This window comes from Niastella koreensis GR20-10 (assembly GCF_000246855.1).
Classification (GTDB): Bacteria; Bacteroidota; Bacteroidia; order Chitinophagales; family Chitinophagaceae; genus Niastella; species Niastella koreensis.
The window spans coordinates 7,738,476-7,756,375 of the sequence record NC_016609.1; the positions used below are offsets into that span (position 1 = coordinate 7,738,476).

Annotated in this window: 18 protein-coding genes; 7 read left to right on the plus strand and 11 right to left on the minus strand. The window is 45.1% G+C overall.

Features of this window, described 5'->3' with window-relative positions:
- Positions 1-32 precede the first annotated feature (32 nt).
- The 4 genes from NIAKO_RS30770 to NIAKO_RS30785 all read right to left on the minus strand — a co-directional run bounded on the left by NIAKO_RS30770 (position 33) and on the right by NIAKO_RS30785 (position 5,985).
- Entirely contained in the window at positions 33-1,748 is a 1,716-nt protein-coding gene (locus NIAKO_RS30770) for a GMC oxidoreductase (protein ID WP_014222388.1), read from the minus strand.
- Positions 1,749-1,946: 198 nt separating this feature from the next.
- The gene (locus tag NIAKO_RS30775) at positions 1,947-3,626 is read right to left on the minus strand and encodes a GMC oxidoreductase (protein ID WP_014222389.1); all 1,680 of its coding nucleotides are present in this window, start codon (positions 3,624-3,626) and stop codon (positions 1,947-1,949) included.
- Positions 3,627-3,681: 55 nt separating this feature from the next.
- Complete coding sequence (locus tag NIAKO_RS30780) at positions 3,682-4,572, minus strand: hydroxypyruvate isomerase family protein (RefSeq protein WP_014222390.1); 891 nt, start codon at positions 4,570-4,572, stop codon at positions 3,682-3,684.
- Between the two features lie 105 nt (positions 4,573-4,677).
- A complete protein-coding gene (locus tag NIAKO_RS30785) occupies positions 4,678-5,985 on the minus strand; it encodes an MFS transporter (RefSeq protein ID WP_014222391.1) in 1,308 nt (435 codons plus the stop codon).
- 175 nt (positions 5,986-6,160) lie between these two features.
- Between NIAKO_RS30785 and NIAKO_RS30790 the strand changes: the two genes are divergently transcribed.
- The 5 genes from NIAKO_RS30790 to NIAKO_RS30810 all read left to right on the plus strand — a co-directional run bounded on the left by NIAKO_RS30790 (position 6,161) and on the right by NIAKO_RS30810 (position 10,512).
- Positions 6,161-7,327, plus strand: coding sequence for a Gfo/Idh/MocA family protein (locus NIAKO_RS30790; RefSeq protein ID WP_014222392.1), 1,167 nt, complete (start codon positions 6,161-6,163; stop codon positions 7,325-7,327).
- A gap of 37 nt (positions 7,328-7,364) precedes the next feature.
- Positions 7,365-8,420: a sugar phosphate isomerase/epimerase family protein gene (locus NIAKO_RS30795; protein WP_014222393.1), complete on the plus strand. Its 1,056-nt coding sequence runs from the start codon at positions 7,365-7,367 to the stop codon at positions 8,418-8,420.
- 52 nt (positions 8,421-8,472) lie between these two features.
- Positions 8,473-8,868 (plus strand): c-type cytochrome, encoded by a 396-nt coding sequence (locus NIAKO_RS30800; RefSeq protein WP_014222394.1) that lies wholly within the window; start codon positions 8,473-8,475, stop codon positions 8,866-8,868.
- Positions 8,869-8,957: 89 nt separating this feature from the next.
- A complete protein-coding gene (locus NIAKO_RS30805; protein ID WP_014222395.1) occupies positions 8,958-9,686 on the plus strand; it encodes a 3-keto-disaccharide hydrolase in 729 nt (242 codons plus the stop codon).
- Positions 9,687-9,714: 28 nt separating this feature from the next.
- Positions 9,715-10,512: a 3-keto-disaccharide hydrolase gene (locus NIAKO_RS30810; RefSeq protein ID WP_014222396.1), complete on the plus strand. Its 798-nt coding sequence runs from the start codon at positions 9,715-9,717 to the stop codon at positions 10,510-10,512.
- 62 nt (positions 10,513-10,574) lie between these two features.
- Here NIAKO_RS30810 and NIAKO_RS30815 read toward each other — a convergent pair whose 3' ends face one another.
- The 5 genes from NIAKO_RS30815 to NIAKO_RS30835 form a co-directional block, all read right to left on the minus strand.
- A complete protein-coding gene (locus NIAKO_RS30815; RefSeq protein ID WP_014222397.1) occupies positions 10,575-11,906 on the minus strand; it encodes a Gfo/Idh/MocA family protein in 1,332 nt (443 codons plus the stop codon).
- A gap of 38 nt (positions 11,907-11,944) precedes the next feature.
- On the minus strand, positions 11,945-12,814 hold the full coding sequence (locus tag NIAKO_RS30820; RefSeq protein WP_014222398.1) for a sugar phosphate isomerase/epimerase family protein: 870 nt from the start codon (positions 12,812-12,814) through the stop codon (positions 11,945-11,947).
- Between the two features lie 216 nt (positions 12,815-13,030).
- A complete protein-coding gene (locus tag NIAKO_RS39005) occupies positions 13,031-13,987 on the minus strand; it encodes a TPM domain-containing protein (protein WP_014222399.1) in 957 nt (318 codons plus the stop codon).
- A gap of 42 nt (positions 13,988-14,029) precedes the next feature.
- Complete coding sequence (locus NIAKO_RS30830) at positions 14,030-14,704, minus strand: hypothetical protein (RefSeq protein ID WP_014222400.1); 675 nt, start codon at positions 14,702-14,704, stop codon at positions 14,030-14,032.
- Complete coding sequence (locus NIAKO_RS30835; RefSeq protein WP_014222401.1) at positions 14,691-15,206, minus strand: RNA polymerase sigma factor; 516 nt, start codon at positions 15,204-15,206, stop codon at positions 14,691-14,693. The genes NIAKO_RS30830 and NIAKO_RS30835 overlap by 14 nt, the downstream gene beginning before the upstream one ends.
- 150 nt (positions 15,207-15,356) lie before the next feature.
- Between NIAKO_RS30835 and NIAKO_RS30840 the strand changes: the two genes are divergently transcribed.
- On the plus strand, positions 15,357-15,710 hold the full coding sequence (locus tag NIAKO_RS30840; RefSeq protein ID WP_014222402.1) for an arsenate reductase family protein: 354 nt from the start codon (positions 15,357-15,359) through the stop codon (positions 15,708-15,710).
- On the opposite strand, the gene NIAKO_RS30845 is transcribed toward NIAKO_RS30840, so the two are convergent.
- Positions 15,702-16,304: a transposase gene (locus NIAKO_RS30845; protein WP_014222403.1), complete on the minus strand. Its 603-nt coding sequence runs from the start codon at positions 16,302-16,304 to the stop codon at positions 15,702-15,704. The two genes, NIAKO_RS30840 and NIAKO_RS30845, sit on opposite strands and share 9 nt — an antisense overlap.
- 359 nt (positions 16,305-16,663) lie before the next feature.
- Positions 16,664-17,191, minus strand: coding sequence for a hypothetical protein (locus NIAKO_RS30850; RefSeq protein WP_014222404.1), 528 nt, complete (start codon positions 17,189-17,191; stop codon positions 16,664-16,666).
- A gap of 351 nt (positions 17,192-17,542) precedes the next feature.
- On the opposite strand from NIAKO_RS30850, the gene NIAKO_RS30860 reads away from it, so the two are divergent.
- A complete protein-coding gene (locus NIAKO_RS30860) occupies positions 17,543-17,881 on the plus strand; it encodes a hypothetical protein (protein ID WP_014222406.1) in 339 nt (112 codons plus the stop codon).
- Positions 17,882-17,900 lie beyond the last annotated feature (19 nt).

Here is a 17,900-nt window from a genome sequence, read left to right on the forward strand (position 1 = left end):
TTAATTTGAAGTATGAATCAATTCATGATTTTTTACAGATTGCCCTTCTTCAGTTCACTCACTGCATGATCTGCGGCGCGGGCTGTAAGCGCCATGTACGTTAACGATGGATTTTGACAGGCAGATGAAGCCATACAAGCGCCATCGGTGATATACACATTTTTTACATCGTGCATTTGGTTATTGCCATTCAGTACCGAAGTTTTAGGATCTCTTCCCATCCGGGCAGTTCCCATTTCATGGATACAAAAACCAGGGGCAAAATCATAGTCGAAAGTCTTCACATTTTTCAACCCTGCTTTTTCCAGCATTTCAACCGCACATTCTCCCATGTCTTTTCGCATGGTCTTTTCGTTTTCCCTGAATTCACAATCGATATCGAGCGTTGGCAATCCCCATTTATCTTTCTTCTCTTTATTCAGCGTTACTTTGTTCTCATAGTAAGGCAGGTGCTCGCCCCAGGCGCCCAACTGCATCGTCCAGTTGCCGGGTTCAGTGAGTTTTTCCTTCAGTTCAATACCTATGCCTTCTGCACTATCAACGCGGCTGCGACTGGCGCCACCCTGGTAACCAAAACCACGTACATAATCGGTACGTTTTGTTTTGTCGTTGATATTTCTGAACCGGGGTACATAGATCCCATTCGGTCTTCTGCCATAAAAATACTGATCTTCAAATCCATCATACTCGCCACGGGCCCCAATACCATAATGGTGGTCCATCAGGTTATGGCCAACCTGCGCACTGCTGTTACCAAATCCGTTGGGGAATGCATCCGAAACGGAGTTTAACAGAATGTGTGCTGTACCCAGGGTGGAGGCATTCAGGAAAACCACTTTCGCATAGTACTCTTCGGTTTTCATGGTCTCCGAATCCAGGATGCGAACGCCGGTAGCGCGCTTTTTATCTTTATCGTACAACACATCCAGCACTATCGAAAACGGGCGCAGGGTTAAATTACCTGTTGCCGTTGCCGCCGGCAATGTGGCCGAATTACTGCTGAAATAGCCGCCGAACGGACAACCCTGGTGGCATTTGTTACGGTACTGGCAGGGACCACGGCTACCAATTTGTTTGGTATGGTTGGCTGAACGGCCTATGATCATGGCGCGGTCGCTAAAGCTCTCTTTAATGCGGGCAGCCACGTGTTTCTCCAGGCAGTTCATTTCCATGGCTGGCAAAAACTCCCCATCGGGCAGTTGTGGCAGGCCATCGCGGTTTCCATTTATACCGGCAAACTTCTCCACATAGCTGTACCAGCTGGCCAGGTCATTGTAGCGAATGGGCCAGTCAACGCCATGGCCATCCCGGGCATTGGCGCCAAAATCAAGGTCGCTCCAGCGGTAGCTTTGGCGGCCCCACATGAGTGAGCGGCCCCCTACATGGTTACCACGTACCCAATCGAAAGGTTTTACCTGGGTGTATGGATTCTCCAGATCGTTTACAAAGAACTTCTTCGATACCTCATCAAAAGCATAACATTTGCTTTGGATGGGACTGCTTTTTTTATCTTCTGCCGTTAACTTATTGCGGTGGGTTAAATCCCAGATGTCCTTTTCTGTTCCGGCGTAATCTTTTATGTGTTCAACATTTCTGCCGCGTTCCAGTACCAGCGTCTTCAATCCTTTTTCGCATAATTCTTTGGCGGCCCAGCCTCCACTTATTCCCGATCCTACTACTATAGCATCATAGGTGTTTTGTGCGGTTGCTTTTGTGTTCAGGTGTACGTTTAGAGAATCTCCAGGCATGATTACGATTTGAAAATTTTAAAATGTGAAAATGATTTTCATTTCATTTTCTGCACTAATATAAGATGGCTTTCATCAATTAAAGGTGGCAATTTCATCAAATAAAGGTGGTAAAAGCATAAATTAATTTAAATTAAATGTCTTTTTACCATTTTACCTTCCACCAGTTTCACATTTTGAAATTTTCAAACTTATACCTTAAATATTTCCTTTTTTCAATTCGCTTACAGCATGGTCAACGGCGCGGGCTGTTAATGCCATGTAGGTAAGTGAGGGGTTAACGCAGGCAGCAGATGTCATACAGGCGCCGTCGGTTACATATACATTCTGTGCGTCCCAAACCTGGTTGTGCGCATTCAGCACAGAAGTTTTGGGGTCTTTACCCATGCGGGCCGTACCCATTTCATGTATACCCATGCCCATGAAATAATCGCTTTCAGATGGTTTAACATCTTTTAACCCGGCGGCTGTCAGCATTTCCATGGCGTCGTTCTTCATATCAACGCGCATCTTCTTCTCATTATCCCTTATTTCACAATCTATGGCCAGTACCGGTAAGCCCCATTTATCTTTTTTTGTTTTATCGAGGGAGATCGTGTTCTCGTGGTAGGGTAGTATTTCGCCAAAGGCGGTCATTCCAAGCGACCACGGACCTGGTTCTGATAATGCGCTCTTCAGTTCGGCGCCAATGCCCAGTTCAGCAATCTGGCGGTTCCAACCCTGGCGGCTGGCGCCACCCTGGTAACCAAAACTGCGAACATAATCTCTTTTGTCGCTGCCTGTATTGCGGAAACGCGGAATGTAAAAACCTGTGGGACGGCGGCCGAAGTAATATTTGTCGTCGAAGCCTTCGACAATACCTTCTGCACCCGTGCGGAAGTGATGGTCCATTACATTATGGCCCAATTCGCCACTGCTGCTGCCCAAACCCCCAGGCCAGATGTCGGTAGCAGAGTTGAACAACACCCAGGTGCTGTTAAAGGCAGAGGCGCACAGGAATACCACTTTCGATTTATACTCGTAGGTTTTATTATCCTGCGTATCCAGCACTTCTACGCCAGTGGCTTTTTTCTTGTCTTTATCGTACAACACTTTTGTCACCAGGGAAAAAGGACGCAGCGTTAAATTGCCGGTGGCTACTGCTGCCGGCAGCGTAGATGATTGCGTGCTGAAATACCCGCCAAACGGACAACCCAGCCAGCATTTGTTGCGGTACTGGCAATTGGTTCTGCCCGGTAAAGGTTGGGTGATATTGGCCACCCGGCCTATAAATAAATGACGTTCTCCTTTGTAATGTTCTTTCAGGCGGGCGGCTACATCTTTCTCCACGCAGTTCAACTCCATTCCGGGTTGAAACTGTCCGTCGGGTAAATGCGCCAGTCCTTCCCTGGAACCACTGATCCCGGCAAATTTCTCAACATGATCGTACCAGGATGCGATGTCTTTATAACGGATCGGCCAGTCAACGCCATGGCCGTCTTTTGCATTGGCGCCAAAATCCAGATCGCTCCAACGATAGCTTTGGCGGCCCCACATCAGCGAACGGCCACCCACATGATAGCCCCGGAACCAGTCGAAACGTTTTGTTTCGGTGTACGGACAATCCTTTTCGTTCGTCCAGTAGTTCAGGTTCATTTCATTCAGTGGGTAATCTCTGTCCAGTACAGGATATTCTTTAGTCATCTCTGTGGTTTTACCACCACGATGCGGGAATTCCCAGGGAGCTTTGTTGGCGCTTTTATAATCTTTAATGTGCTCAATATTTTCGCCACGTTCCAGCAACAAAACTTTCAATCCTTTTTCGGTTAATTCTTTTGCTGCCCATCCGCCTGCAATTCCTGACCCTACGACAATAGCATCATAAACATTATCTGGCATGGTTCAATCGTTTTTAATTATAAAGAAGACGTTAGAAATGGGAAATCGGTTTTATTTATACATCACAAATTTTAATTCCTTTTTCCAGTGACACCAATTTTTCTTCATTGGTTTTTGGTGTTGGAATAAATTCCTGCGCTACATAGCCTTTAAAACCAAGGTCAACGATGGCCTTCATGATAGCAGGATAATATAATTCCTGTGTTTCATCAATTTCATTCCTTCCGGGAACACCACCGGTATGATAATGGGAAATGTACTGGTGATTGTCTTTGATCGTTCTTATTACATCCCCTTCGTCTATCTGCATGTGATAGATGTCGTATAACAATTTGAAATTTTCTGACCCTGTGCGTTTGCACAATTCCACGCCCCAGGCGGTTCTGTCGCACTGGTAATCTTTGTGGTTTACCTTGCTGTTCAGCAGCTCCATTACAATCTCCACTTTATTTTTCTCAGCCAGGCCCATGATCTGTTTCAATCCTTCAGCACAATTGTTCCAGCCTGTTTCATCGTCTATACCGCGCCGACTGCCGCTAAAACAAATCAGTTGTTTGTAACCGGCTTTGGCAACGAGGGGGATCATTTCAGTATAATTCTTTATCAGTTGCGGATGGAATTTTTTATCGTTCCAGCCATCTACCAGGTTCAGTTCAGCGCCATTACACATAGAAGAAAAGATGCCGTACTTTTGCAGCGTGGGCCATTCTTTAGGACCAACAAGGTCAATTGCGCTAAAGCCTATTTTTTTAACTGCAACACACAGATCTTCCAGGGAAATGCTCCCGTAGCACCAACGGCAAACAGAGTGGTTGATATTTCCTTTCAAGGCGGTTGATTTAATTTCCTCAGTTGTGGTAAAAGACGAAAGCATGTTGGCCGTTCCCAGCGCAGCAGTGCCGGCTACCAGGTTCTTGATGGCAACTCTTCTCGATTGATTGGCCATTTTTTTAATAATTGTTAAGATTGAAATTTACAAATTGTTCCCACAAAAACGATTAAATGTAAAACCGTTAGCGTTAAAATATTACAAAAGGTTAAGATAGTACTATTATGCGCTAACAGGTGTTAACAATTGCGTCTTCTTTCTTCCACGCATGTAAACAACCAATCCGGTAAATGCAAAAACAAGTATAATCGGTATTATTAATGTGGTATCCAGAATTTGCGGGCCTGCTGCTTTTTTAGCTTCGGCCAGGGCATTCGCCATTTCTGATCCGCCGGGCGCATTGGTGTACGCTTTCAGATCGGCGCCTGCTGGTAATTTATCACCCAGCAGTTTATCGTAATGGCTGCCCATAAGTATCATATAAACAGAAACGGCAAACATGCCGGCTCCGCCCATAAAATTCAACCCAACCGCACCGGTTTTGGGAAGATTTTCTGACACAAAACCCAACATGGTGGGCCAGAAATAACATACACCCATTCCAAAAATAAGGGCGCCGGCAAATACCATGTTTCCGGTAGTATGTCCTAACAGATATATTCCCAATGCAGCTAATACGGAAGAGATCAGCAGTACACCCTGGGGAGATAATTTATGCACTACAGGTTCTGCCAGTCCGCGGCCAACCACCATTACACCGGTCTCCAACGTGAGGATCAACAGAGGATTATCGGTAACGTTTTTCAGGAGTACATCTATCCATTGACCGGTAAACAACTCTGTGATGGCGGTGCCAAACATGCAGACGATCATAAAAACGAACAGCGGAGTGGCTAATGCCTTGTACATTTCGCTTGTTGAAACACCTGCAGCCACCCGCTCGGTAACCGGGAATTTAAGGCGGGAAACCAGGTAACCATAAATTAATGTGGGTATCAGCATCACTGCCACCTGTACTTTCCAGGGATCCCAGCTGCCAATGGGTCCAATACCGGCTTTGTTATAAAGAAATACGATGAGTGTACCAATAAAAATGCCACCGGGGAACCAGAGATGGAAGTGATTTAATTTGGTGGTTTTGTTCTCAGGATAGATAGCTGCCACCAGTGGATTACAGGCTGCTTCTACAGTTCCGTTAGCTATTCCTATTAATAAGGTGGAGAGAAATAACGTCCAGTAACCGCTTGCAAAAACTGTTAGCAAAATACCCACAAGGTGAAACACACAGGCAAGCAGTAATAATTTTTTCATGCCTATAATATCAACGACCATACCGCCAATGATCACGGCTAAAGGAAAGCCCCAGAAGGCAGTGGCTGCAATGGTACCCAGTTCCGAGGCATTGAGGTGAAAGTCTACACCTAACTGGCCCAGGATCCCGGCACGGATGCCGAATGACAATGAGGTCACTAAAAGAGCTGAACAACTGGCCAAAAATAGCTGGCCGCGATGAATCGTTGGTTGTTGCATGGCAAGATTCGTTTAGGTTTTTTATATGGTGGGTAATTGATAATTTTTAAACTTTATACCGAACCACCGTAATTTTATCGAATGCAATTGTAAATTCGTTAGCTTAAATTAAGCATGTAAATGTAATTTTTTATTTTAAAACAAATCCTTTTTCACATTTTCTAATTTCTATTTCATGAACAGAAAATTAAGAATGGGAATGGTAGGTGGAGGCAAAGATGCCTTTATCGGCGCTGTTCACCGCATTGCTGCTAATATGGATGGACTGATCGAGCTTGCCTGTGGCGCTCTTAGTGTTAATCCCGAAACAGCTATTGATTCTGGAAAAATGTTATTTCTGCCCGATGACCGCATATATACCAATTATGAAGATATGATTAAGGCGGAAAGCAAATTACCAGCGGACAAACGCATGGATTTTGTTACCATCGTAACACCCAACTTCGCACACTTTGCTCCGGCAATGATGGCGCTTGACCATGGCTTTCACGTGGTGATTGAAAAACCAATGACCTTCACGCTCGATGAAGCTAAACAATTGCAAAAGAAAGTGGCCGAAACAGGTTTGCTGTTGTGCCTCACTCATACCTATTCAGGTTACCCGATGGTAAAACAGGCGCGTGCCATGGTACAGGGCAATGCGTTGGGTAAGATCAGAAAAGTAATTGTTGAATATCCGCAAGGCTGGTTAAGCAAGCTCAGCGAACGCGAAGGCAATGCGCAGGCTGCCTGGAGAACCGATCCTAAGAAATCGGGTAAGGCCGGCGCCATGGGTGATATTGGTACGCATGCCGCCCACCTTACCGAATACATCACTGGTTTAAAGATCATGCAGCTGTGCGCCGATCTGAATATAATGGTAGAAGGCCGTCACCTCGATGATGATGGCAACGTATTGCTGAAATTCGACAATGGCGCCGCCGGTGTTTTAATAGCTTCACAAATTGCAGCCGGTGAAGAGAATGCATTGAAAATTCGGATATACGGCGAGTTGGGTGGCGTTGAATGGGCACAGCAGGAACCCAATACACTGCTGGTTAAATGGCTCGACCAACCCATGCAGGTACTGCGTGCCGGTGGTAATTATACAGGTGTGTTGTCCACATTTGCTACCCACAACTGCCGCACTCCTGGTGGACACCCCGAAGGCTACCTCGAAGCATTCGGTAATATCTACCGCAACTTTGCATTGACGTTGTCTGCGCAAATAGACGGGGTTCAACCTACTAAAGAAATGCTGGACTTTCCACGGGTAGACGAAGGCGTTCGCGGCATGGCGTTTATCGACAATGTAGTAAAGAGCAGCACCAGCAAGGAAAAGTGGACACCGTTTGAAGTGTAATACCTAATTCAAAACATTCATCTCAAAGCGCCATTTAATGAAAACGTTAAAAGGACCTGGATTATTCCTCGCCCAGTTTATGGGCGATCAGCCACCGTTCAATTCGCTTAAATCAATATGCCAGTGGGCTAAAAGCCTGGGGTTTGCAGGTGTGCAAATACCTACCTGGGATAGCCGCTGTATCGACCTTCAAAAAGCAGCCGAAAGTAAAACTTATGCCGATGAGCTGAAAGGCCTCGTAAACGAATGCGGACTGGAGATCACTGAACTCTCCACCCATTTGCAGGGGCAACTTATAGCCGTTCACCCGGCTTATGATACCCTGTTCGATGGTTTTGCCCCCGAACAATATCGCAACAATCCCAAGGCGCGTACCGAATGGGCCGTGCAACAACTGCGGTATGCCGCCCAGGCTTCGCAAAATCTGGGATTGAACGCACACGCCACTTTCAGCGGTGCGCTGTTATGGCCTACGGTTTATCCCTGGCCACAACGCCCCGCCGGACTGGTTGAAACCGGTTTTAAAGAACTGGCCAATCGCTGGTTGCCCATCCTCAACAAATTTGATGAACATGGCGTAGACCTTTGTTATGAAATACATCCCGGTGAAGACCTGCACGATGGTATTTCGTATGAGATGTTCTTACAGCATACCAACAACCACCCACGCGCCTGTTTGCTATACGATCCATCGCACTTCGTATTGCAATGCCTCGATTACCTGGAATACATCGACAACTATCATGAGCGCATCCGGATGTTCCATGTAAAAGATGCCGAGTTCAACCCAACCGGCAAACAAGGGGTTTATGGTGGTTATCAGAATTGGATTGACAGGGCCGGCCGTTTCCGCTCACTGGGCGATGGACAGGTTGATTTTAAATCTATTTTCAGCAAACTGGCTGCTTATGATTATCCGGGCTGGGCGGTGCTGGAATGGGAGTGTTGTATCAAACATCCTGAAGATGGCGCGAGGGAAGGAGCTCCATTTATTAAAGACCACATCATCCGTGTTACAGAAAAGGCTTTTGATGATTTTGCAGGAACGGGCAACAATGAAGAATTTAACAGAGCCGTATTAGGCTTAAAATAATGTAATTTGCTAAACTATTAACTTGCAATTCAGAATTTAAATTTTTGTTTCGATGAAGAAATTACTCGTTTTTGCTGCTTTATGTACAGCCGTTGCCTGCGGTTCTGCAGACAATAAAAAGGGCACAGAAGAAAAACCCGCTGAAGGCGCCAGCACTTCTACTCCTGCGCCGGAAGCCAGCGCCAATGACAAAGGCCTGGATATGATCGTTTCGCTCGATTGTACTACCTGTCACAAGATCAATGAAAAAAATATCGGTCCTGCTTACACCGATGTAGCAAAAAAGTATGAAACCACCGATGCCAATATTGAAACCCTTGCTAACAAGGTAATCAAAGGCGGATCTGGTAACTGGGGGTCTGTTCCAATGACACCACATCCGGCATTGAGTGTAGACAGTGCCAAGGAAATGGTTCGCTACATACTGAACTTAAAAAATGCAAAATAAATTTCAGCAACCCCTGCTTCTCAGAAGCGGGGGTTCTTTTTAAGGTATTGCCTGCCTGTTTACGTGTACCATTTATTCTGAAATCATTCATGAAAAAGTTTATTATCGCCTTATTCCCTGTGGCCTTGCTGGCCTGCCATACAGCAAACAAAACAACCGATGACGCCAAAGCCACCAAAGCATCAAAAAAAAGTGATGGCTGGCAGTCGCTCTTCAATGGCACCTCAAAAGAAAACTGGCACGTTTATAATAGTAAATCAGATGGCGCTGCCTGGAAAGTGTTAGGTGATGGTGTATTGTACCTCGATCCTGTAGCCAAGAAAAGTGGCGCAGGCGGTGGCGACTTAGTCACCAACGATGAATTTGAAAATTTTGATCTGAAGCTGGAATGGAAAATTGACTCGGCCGGCAACAGCGGGATTATTTTTCTTACCCAGGAAGATCCCAAATATGGCCAATCGTATTTAACAGGTCCCGAAATGCAGATCATTGACAACAATGGCCACCGCGATGCAAAGATCAACAAACACCGCGCAGGCGACCTGTACGATCTAATTGCCAGTACGCCTGAAAATGTACATCCTTTGGGTCAATGGAACCAGATAGAGATCATCATCAATAAAGGTCAGCTCGATCTGTTTCAAAATGGCGCCAAAGTGGTTTCTACAACCATGTGGAACGACAACTGGAAACAACTGATCGCAAACAGTAAGTTCAAAAACTGGGCAGGTTTTGGTATGTTTCAGAAAGGCCGCATTGCCTTACAGGACCATGGCGATGGCGTAGCATTCAGAAATATCCAGATCAAACGCTTATAATTCGCATTTTCACTAAAATCATCTATATATGCGCACAACTTTTGCTTGCCTGTTTATTGCTGGCGCCATTGCAGGTTGCCAGGGTGGTTCCGGCACACAACAAGCGGGAACCGATACAACAAAAACAACAACAGCAGATACTATGGCCAAAGCAGCTCCTGTTGAAATGAACAACAGCCTCACCAATGAAGAAAAAAGTGCCGGCTGGCAATTACTGTTCGATGGCAATTCGAAAAGTAATTTCCATGTTTTTAATAAGAAGTCTGACGGCGCAGCGTGGCAGATTGCTGATGGCGCTTTACACCTCGATACCGCCAATAAAAAAGATGGTAAGATCACAGGCGGCGGTGACCTGGTAACCAACGATGAATACGATAATTTCGATCTGAAACTGGAATGGAAGATCTCGGCAGGTGGTAACAGCGGGATCCTGTTTTATGTGCAGGAAGGGCCTAAATTCGGCGAAACCTATCATACCGGTCCCGAAATGCAGGTGCTGGATAACGCAGCGCATCCCGATGCCAAGATCATTAAACACCGCGCCGGCGATCTGTATGATCTCATCACCAGTACGCCCGAAACGGTAAAGCCTGCCGGTGAATGGAACCAGGTGGAGATCATCTCCAATAAAGGCGCACTGGAGTTTCATTTGAACGGCACCAAAGTGGTTTCAACTACCCTGTGGGATGATGCCTGGAAGAAGATGGTTGCCGCCAGCAAATTCAAACAATGGCCTGGCTTCGGCACGTATAAAACCGGTCACATTGCCTTACAGGATCACGGCAATGCTGTTTGGTACCGGAATATCAGGATCAAAAAATTGTAAGAAACTAACTATAAGCCCCCCACCAGCCCCCATTAGGGGGAAGCTGGTGGGGGGCTAAATTTTTATACTTTAGGCAGTTTATAACCATTGTTATACTCCTTCAACAGGTACTCGCTGTTCACTTTTTCGTCGGTAAATTTTCCCTTGTCTTTATCCCACACCAGCTTTTGTCCGCTTCTAAAGGCGATATTGCCCATTTGCGCTACTGTGGCTACATGCGCCCCGGCTTCAATGGAACAATGCAGGTCTTCGGTTTTCCGCGATTTTACGGCATCTACAAAGTTTACCCAATGCAGGTCAACCCCACTATCAATACTCCTGGCAAACGCCTTTGAAGCTTTCTCAGTGGCCTTTGGTTCTTCTATTACTTCCCAGCCGCCGCGGGAAAGCACCAGGGTGCCGTTGTTACCGATGTAAGCGATACCATGGTTCCTGCCATAGGACCCATTGTCTATTCCCATAGCAGAATCCCACACCAGGTTGAATTTATCAAACTCGTATAAGGTGGTCAATGTATCAGGTGTTTCTTCACTCAGTTCGGGATAGGCAAACTTGCCGCCCAGGGCAGAAATTGATTTGGGTACATCGGCTTTCATCCCCAACAGGGCATAATCCAGCAAATGCACGCCCCAGTCGGTCATTAAACCGCCGGCATAATCCCAAAACCACCGGAAGTTAAAATGAAAGCGGCTGGCATTGAAAGACCGTTTGGGAGCGGGACCCAGCCAGGTGGCAAAGTCAACACCTGCAGGCGGGTTACTATCGGGCACAACAGCAGCCGGCCGCATCCAGCCCTGATAACACCAAACCTTTACAGTACGGATCATTCCCAGCTTTCCGCTTTGTACATAATCAACCGCATCTTTAAAATGCTGCTGGCTGCGTTGCCATTGGCCGGCCTGCACCACCTTGTTATAGCGTTTTGCGGCAGCTACCATGGTACGGCACTCTATTATCGAATTGCCAACGGGTTTTTCTACATACACATCTTTACCCGCTTCGCAGGCATTTATCATTTGTAAGGCATGCCAGTGGTCGGGCGTGCCTACAATTACCACATCAATATCTTTTTGCTCGAGCAGCTTACGGTAATCGCCATAGGTTTTCACTTTTGACGTATCCACATTCATTTTTGCCAGCTCGGCCATTCTTTTATCCAGTACATTTTTGTCAACATCGCACAACGCGACTATGTTAACACCTGGTACTTTCATCGCGGCCATTACATTGGCCCAGCCCATGCCATTGATGCCAATGGCGCCAACCTGCAATTGATCGCTGGGCGCTATGCGGTTTTTGAAAATGGCAAATGCGTTATTATCTATGGCTGATAATACTGTTCCCCCGGCAAGCAATGTACCCGCCTGTTGCAAGAACCTCCTGCGTTGCATCATATGACATTTGTATTAGGTGTGGTAATAGGATAACCAGTTTATTTTACGATATTCTTTTTCAGGTAAGCAATGCTTTTGGCAGTACTGTCAAGTGGCGCCCCGGGACACTGGTCCTGCTCAACAAAGAAGTATTTCATGCCGCTTTGTTTGGCGTGGGTAAAAATCTTTTTAAAGTCAATTACGCCGCTGCCCACTTCGGTAAAGTTCTTTTGTGGGGTATTGTCCATATCCTTCACATGCCACATGGCAAAACGGCCGGGGTATTTGGAGAAGAACGATAATGGGTCCTTACCGGCTTTGGAAACCCAGTAAATATCCATTTCAAAGAATACCAGTTTGGGATCGGTATCTTTCAATAATACGTCGAAGCCATTTGTGCCCGCCAGCGGAGCAAATTCAAAATCGTGGTTATGATAAGCGAGTTTGATGCCTGCCTGCTTACAAATTTCTGCGGCTTTGTTGAGGACGGCAGCCAGTTTTTTAAAATTGTTGATATCGGTACGGAATTGTTCTTCCATCCAGGGAACAACTATGAACTCCTGGCCAACCGCTTTTGCATCTGCAACGGCAGGTTTCCATTTTTCTTCCCAACCGCTACCCAGGAACACACTGGCGGGAAAGGTGTGGCCGCTGGGGGTAGTTAAGCCCAGTGACTTTAATTCGGCACGCAGTTCGGCGGCATTCATCCCAAACCATTTTCCGTTGCCATAACCAAAGGTTTCAACGGTTTTATATCCTTGTGCTGCTACTTTGGCTAAAGTGCCTTTCGCATCTTTACCCATTTCATTGCGGAGTGTATATAATTGCAGGCCTATTTTCTGAGGCTCAAAAAACCAATCTTCTTTGCTGATAATTAAACTGGCGGTAAGCAGTGATGACTGCCTGAGGAAATCCCGGCGGGTTGGCATAACGAATCGTTTTAGTGTATTGAAATTACTTAAAAATCAGACACTCCCAGCGGCCGCCCCGCAGAATAACAGGAAGATGCCAGTAAAAAGATGTCTTACGCCGGCTCACGGTTGCATAGCTGGTTGGGGCTTTGCCGGATATGCATAAAAAAACCGGTTACTGGTTACCGGAACCAGCCCCCGGTTATTAAAGTTATTATGTTTTTTATTGCTGTGTTACCAGCTGCCACTGGCCCCGCCACCCGAGGTCCTTCCTCCGCCGTAACTTGCACCAGAGCCGGAACCTGAACTGCCACCACCTTTTCCGAAGAAACCGCATATAAAAAGCGGTAGCATCAGTACAAATTTTATCACGAAAAAAAGCGCCATGACAACTCCGATAAGGAAGATTAAAATGGGATTTGATTTTTCCCCGGTGGGGTTTTTGCTGGTGTTTTCTGGCGACTCTGTTGTATAACCTGAAGATGAATAGGTATTTTCAAGCGGCAGACTTTTTAGATACCTGATGCGCCACACAATTGCTACCACTATAGCAATTAAACTCCAGAAGATCCAGCGGGCAATTTTGTCATTGGGTCCTGAAGTGTCGATAGTATTGGAGCCATAGTTAATGACCTGCTGTGGGGGAAGTGTTTGGGCCTGAGGCGCTGTAGTTACCGGCGCAGGATTCTGCCTGGTATATTGCTCCCTGTTGCCGAGGATAATTTCAATTTCGTTTACTCCATCAGCCAACCCGGTGTAAAAATCACCCGCTTTGAAGGAAGGCACTATTGTTTCATCGATAATGTGTTGGCATTTGTAGTCAGTTAAGATATCGTCTATACCGCTTCCAGTAGTTATTCTTACCCGGCGGGGATACCGGCTTACCAACAACAATACTCCATTGTTCTTTGACCAGGAGCCAATGCCCCATTTATTAAAATATTGAATAGAAGTTTCCTTAATGGAATAAGGTAATGTAGAGAGGGTTATTACAACAATTGCATTTCCTGTTCTTCTGCGATAGGCTTTTAGTTCGTCTTCAAGCCTGCCTTCCTGCCTGTAAGAAAGAAAATTGCCATAGTCGCATACTACCTGGCCCCATCCGGGATGGTCTTTGATTTCGGGGCCATAACGCTGAGCCAGCAACACCTGGCTGGTTAGAAAAAGAGAAACCAGTAAAAGGGTACGCATAGGGCTAAATTGGATCGGGGTTACGGGTTGGTCGGTTTATAACTAGCCTTCTTCCTCCATCTGGTACAACAGTTCTTTCAGCTTCTGAATATGCTGACCGTACATTTTATTAATAAGCCAGCGATTTAAAAAATAGCTGCCAACGGTTAATACGGCGCCAATTGAAATAAACAATACAAAAAACCGATGATTGCTGATGTGTGCAACAACAGGTATTGTAGATACCGATGCCTGGGTATCACTACCAGGTACATCAGCAAGTGGAGAGTTAAAATCCTGTGCGTTGAATAAAATGATAACGCCGGCTGCAAAATAAGCGAGGGGGGTAAGTATGGTACCTGCTATAAAATAAAAGCGCACGTATTTTTCAAGGGTAACCAGCTGTTGTTTCAGGTTCGAACGCACTTCACAGGCCACACACTGCATTTGATTCAGCAGCTTGCTCTTGCGATAGTAATAGAACAGAAAAGCACCACCTACCAATCCCAGCAATACAGACAGCTCACTATACATTTGCTGGTAGGTAATAATATACCAAATGGTTATTGAATATATAACAACCACCGCAATGAGCTCGCGGTTCAAATTGCGTTTAAGCCGCGCAATAGTGCTTTGCGACCGCTTTTGTAACATGGACAAAATAGGCACTTCCTTTGCTGGTTGAAGATCTTCTTCATCCAGGTTTTTCCAGATATCTTTCAGGCTATCTAACTCCATGTTCTACAGATTTTGTGAGTTTACGTAATTTTTCTTTGATCCGGTTCATTTTCACGCGCAGGTTATTCTGATTGATCCCCAAAATGTCTTCCATTTCTTCGTAACTCTTGTCTTCAAGGTACAGCATTACAATAGCCCTTTCGATTTCAGTAAGATGGTTAATTGCTTTATAAAGTTGCTGCAACCGTTCTTCTTTTTCGTTACTGTATTGTATGTCCTGTATCTCAGTAGGCAATAATTCGGGTTCTACGCTCTTGATATACTTCTTTTGTTTACGCAGGTCTGAGATGGCAGTATTGAGTGCAATCCGGTACAGCCAGGTGCTGAATTTTGAATCGCCCCTGAACCTTGGATAAGCGCCCCATAGTTGTATTACGATCTCCTGGAAAAGGTCCTGTTTATCGTATTCGGTTGTGCAATACAAATTGCACACCTTGTACAACATTGCGCGGTGTTCATGCACCAATGCCACAAACTCATTCTGGTTAAGTTTTGCCTGCAACTGGGTTGGTTTTAGCGAAAAGATAATAAATTGGTCGGCGAAATACCTAAAAAATTACATGTCAACCTCCATATTTCTGTAAATAAAATGTGAAAGGCGGTGCCGCCAACATCCTATCTTCGCGTTCTTATCAATTGATTTTAAGCATTTATGAAAAAAATCTATCATCTGGGCACCTGTACCACCTGCCAGGCAATCATAAAAGAAACCGGAATTGATAAAAAGGGATTTGAGATGCAGGATATTAAATCCGAAAAAATTACCCCGGCCCAGCTCGATGAAATGAAAAGCAAAACCGGCAGCTATGAATCGCTGTTCAGCCGCCGCGCGCTTAAATACAAGGAAATGGGCCTGAAAGACAAAGTCCTTACAGAAAACGATTATCGCCAGCTGATCCTTGACGAATACACCTTTCTTAAAAGACCTGTGGTTTTTGTAAACGACAGGATCTTTGTTGGCAGTGAAAAGAAAAATGTGGAGGCATTAAAGAACGCGTTAAGCTGAACCGTTCTTTAACAGCGACATCCGCAGGGCCTCAAAGTTTATTACATGTACTTTAACCAGGCCCGGTTTTCCGGTATAATCAATTGCTGAACTGTAGGTGTAATGCTCAGGACTGCTAACTATTCCATCCCGAATGGGGTTTTCGTGAATGTACAGCACCCGCTCCTGAAGCTTATATACCTGTTTGAAGTCGATGTATGAGGGATTGGTGCAGGTTTGCCACAACTGAAACTTCTCAATTTTTTTAAGGCTGAGGCTACAGCTTTCAAATCGCTGTAACATCCACGACCGGCGCAGGTCGGGTTCAATATCAATAGCTTCCAGTATTTTAGTAGTAGTATATCTTTTAAATTCCTTTTCTATCATGGCCAGGCCCGACCCATCCTGGGCCCGCGCCAGTAAATGCATATGATTGGTCATTAAGACCCAGGAATATATCGTGAACTTTTTTGTTTCAACACAGTGATTTAATGCGTCAACAACGATCTGTTTGTAAGTAGGTCTTATAAACACATCAATCCAATCAACTACATTAAATGTCAGGTAAGAACAATCCTGCTGATTCAGACCCTGGTTTTTGTTTTTATTGATCATAGGAGCATTGATTTATCAATGATCATTAATAAATAAGTTAACGAATTATAAAACCATGCTGTTGATTTGGCTCCGGGCGCGGTATTGCTAACAATCAGACCGAAATATATAGCAGAGACAAGGAGATGTAATATACTAAATGTTGTTTATAAAACGGCCGGATGTTAATGCTCACTTGGGAATAATAATGCTTTAATAATGGTTTTGATTTTTTTATAACTGTTTTAACGATATCGCCCGAACTTAATGAGCGTTTGCTTTTATAAGACATAAAAAGAGAATACCCCGCCAATTTATGTGTTATAAACTGACCGGTATTCCTTTGCAGGCAATTGGGGGTGAACGGAGTTTACGGCATGCTATTGCCAGGGCGCCAGCTTAACCCGTTGCTGGGGATGCGCACTGCTATAAAAATAGTGATGGGGATCATCTACCAGCCGGGTGGTAACCGGCATGTTCACTACTGTTGATATATGATGGGTAAACAACTCGTTGCTGTCCAATACAACGGGGTGGTTACCAAATTGCCAGAAGTGATGTTCCGCATCCTGCTGATACCTGTTGCTGTAATAGCTGAACAATCGCATCATCCATTCCTTGCGCTTTTCGTCAGGATTTTCTGCAATTGATTTCAACACCTGTTTGGCGGTGCCATTTTTAAACTCCCTTAAAATAGTAGAGATGTGTTTTTTCTTTGAAGAGGCAATAAGCGTAATGTAGCTGGGCATTAACACGTATTCATAAACATGCAGGTTTTTAGTGTCAATACAATGGTTTAGGTTGTCAATTAAAATTTCGCAATAAGCGTGGCAGGTGAAAACGTCTATCCAGCCAGACACACTTAAGGTTACATAATAAGAGCCGAACGGTGGGGGTTTTTCGTACATTCATATAAGGTAGTAAAGTTTTTGGATTTAATCACTCAATGGTTACCTCTTTCAGGGAAATTAATTTTATTTTGATACGGATCAACTATTACCCCTTCCATTTCAATGACTTAACCCCACAAAAATCGGTTTTTCACCTTGTCGCCGCGGGTTAGCGTTACCTTTCTTACTTGTCAAGCCGGTTCGTTCTTCGACGACGAAACTCTTTAATCCAGCTTTACTGTTTTTGTCTACAGATTGCTGCATTCTAACATAGTTGGCAATTATATCAGCTACTTTACCAATTACCCGGCTCGCACGTGTCATAGTTTTACAGGGTTCATCAATTCATATACAGTAAAGCACTTAGTCATGAAAAAACAAGTAATGGTATCATTGATCGCCGGCCTGCTGTTTCAGGTCAGCACATTTGCACAGAGTAAGGGTTCTCCGGAAGGGGTATCTGAAAAAGGGTGGTGGGTAATTGAAAACAACATTCACACGCCCAAAAACAACATCGTTTACTTTTATAATAACGATGGTATTCTGGTTTATAAAGAAAAGATCGAAGGCATCCGCATCAATCCATCCCGTAAATCTACCCGCCTGCAGTTGAAACAGGTACTGGAATCGGCGGTAGTTACCTGGGAAGAAAAGCATAAGCTACAGGAAAATCAGGCATTGGTAGCGAACAGCCTCCGGAAAAAATAGCCACTTCCACTCATCACTC

What these genes read in the sequence shown, in the direction of transcription:
- NIAKO_RS30770 (WP_014222388.1), bottom strand. Translation starts at nt 1,748, where the DNA reads ATGCCTGGAGATTCTCTAAACGTACACCTGAACACAAAAGCAACCGCA.
- NIAKO_RS30775 (WP_014222389.1), bottom strand. Translation starts at nt 3,626, where the DNA reads ATGCCAGATAATGTTTATGATGCTATTGTCGTAGGGTCAGGAATTGCA.
- NIAKO_RS30780 (WP_014222390.1), bottom strand. Translation starts at nt 4,572, where the DNA reads ATGGCCAATCAATCGAGAAGAGTTGCCATCAAGAACCTGGTAGCCGGC.
- NIAKO_RS30785 (WP_014222391.1), bottom strand. Translation starts at nt 5,985, where the DNA reads ATGCAACAACCAACGATTCATCGCGGCCAGCTATTTTTGGCCAGTTGT.
- NIAKO_RS30790 (WP_014222392.1), top strand. Translation starts at nt 6,161, where the DNA reads ATGAACAGAAAATTAAGAATGGGAATGGTAGGTGGAGGCAAAGATGCC.
- NIAKO_RS30795 (WP_014222393.1), top strand. Translation starts at nt 7,365, where the DNA reads ATGAAAACGTTAAAAGGACCTGGATTATTCCTCGCCCAGTTTATGGGC.
- NIAKO_RS30800 (WP_014222394.1), top strand. Translation starts at nt 8,473, where the DNA reads ATGAAGAAATTACTCGTTTTTGCTGCTTTATGTACAGCCGTTGCCTGC.
- NIAKO_RS30805 (WP_014222395.1), top strand. Translation starts at nt 8,958, where the DNA reads ATGAAAAAGTTTATTATCGCCTTATTCCCTGTGGCCTTGCTGGCCTGC.
- NIAKO_RS30810 (WP_014222396.1), top strand. Translation starts at nt 9,715, where the DNA reads ATGCGCACAACTTTTGCTTGCCTGTTTATTGCTGGCGCCATTGCAGGT.
- NIAKO_RS30815 (WP_014222397.1), bottom strand. Translation starts at nt 11,906, where the DNA reads ATGATGCAACGCAGGAGGTTCTTGCAACAGGCGGGTACATTGCTTGCC.
- NIAKO_RS30820 (WP_014222398.1), bottom strand. Translation starts at nt 12,814, where the DNA reads ATGCCAACCCGCCGGGATTTCCTCAGGCAGTCATCACTGCTTACCGCC.
- NIAKO_RS39005 (WP_014222399.1), bottom strand. Translation starts at nt 13,987, where the DNA reads ATGCGTACCCTTTTACTGGTTTCTCTTTTTCTAACCAGCCAGGTGTTG.
- NIAKO_RS30830 (WP_014222400.1), bottom strand. Translation starts at nt 14,704, where the DNA reads ATGGAGTTAGATAGCCTGAAAGATATCTGGAAAAACCTGGATGAAGAA.
- NIAKO_RS30840 (WP_014222402.1), top strand. Translation starts at nt 15,357, where the DNA reads ATGAAAAAAATCTATCATCTGGGCACCTGTACCACCTGCCAGGCAATC.
- NIAKO_RS30845 (WP_014222403.1), bottom strand. Translation starts at nt 16,304, where the DNA reads ATGATCAATAAAAACAAAAACCAGGGTCTGAATCAGCAGGATTGTTCT.
- NIAKO_RS30850 (WP_014222404.1), bottom strand. Translation starts at nt 17,191, where the DNA reads ATGTACGAAAAACCCCCACCGTTCGGCTCTTATTATGTAACCTTAAGT.
- NIAKO_RS30860 (WP_014222406.1), top strand. Translation starts at nt 17,543, where the DNA reads ATGAAAAAACAAGTAATGGTATCATTGATCGCCGGCCTGCTGTTTCAG.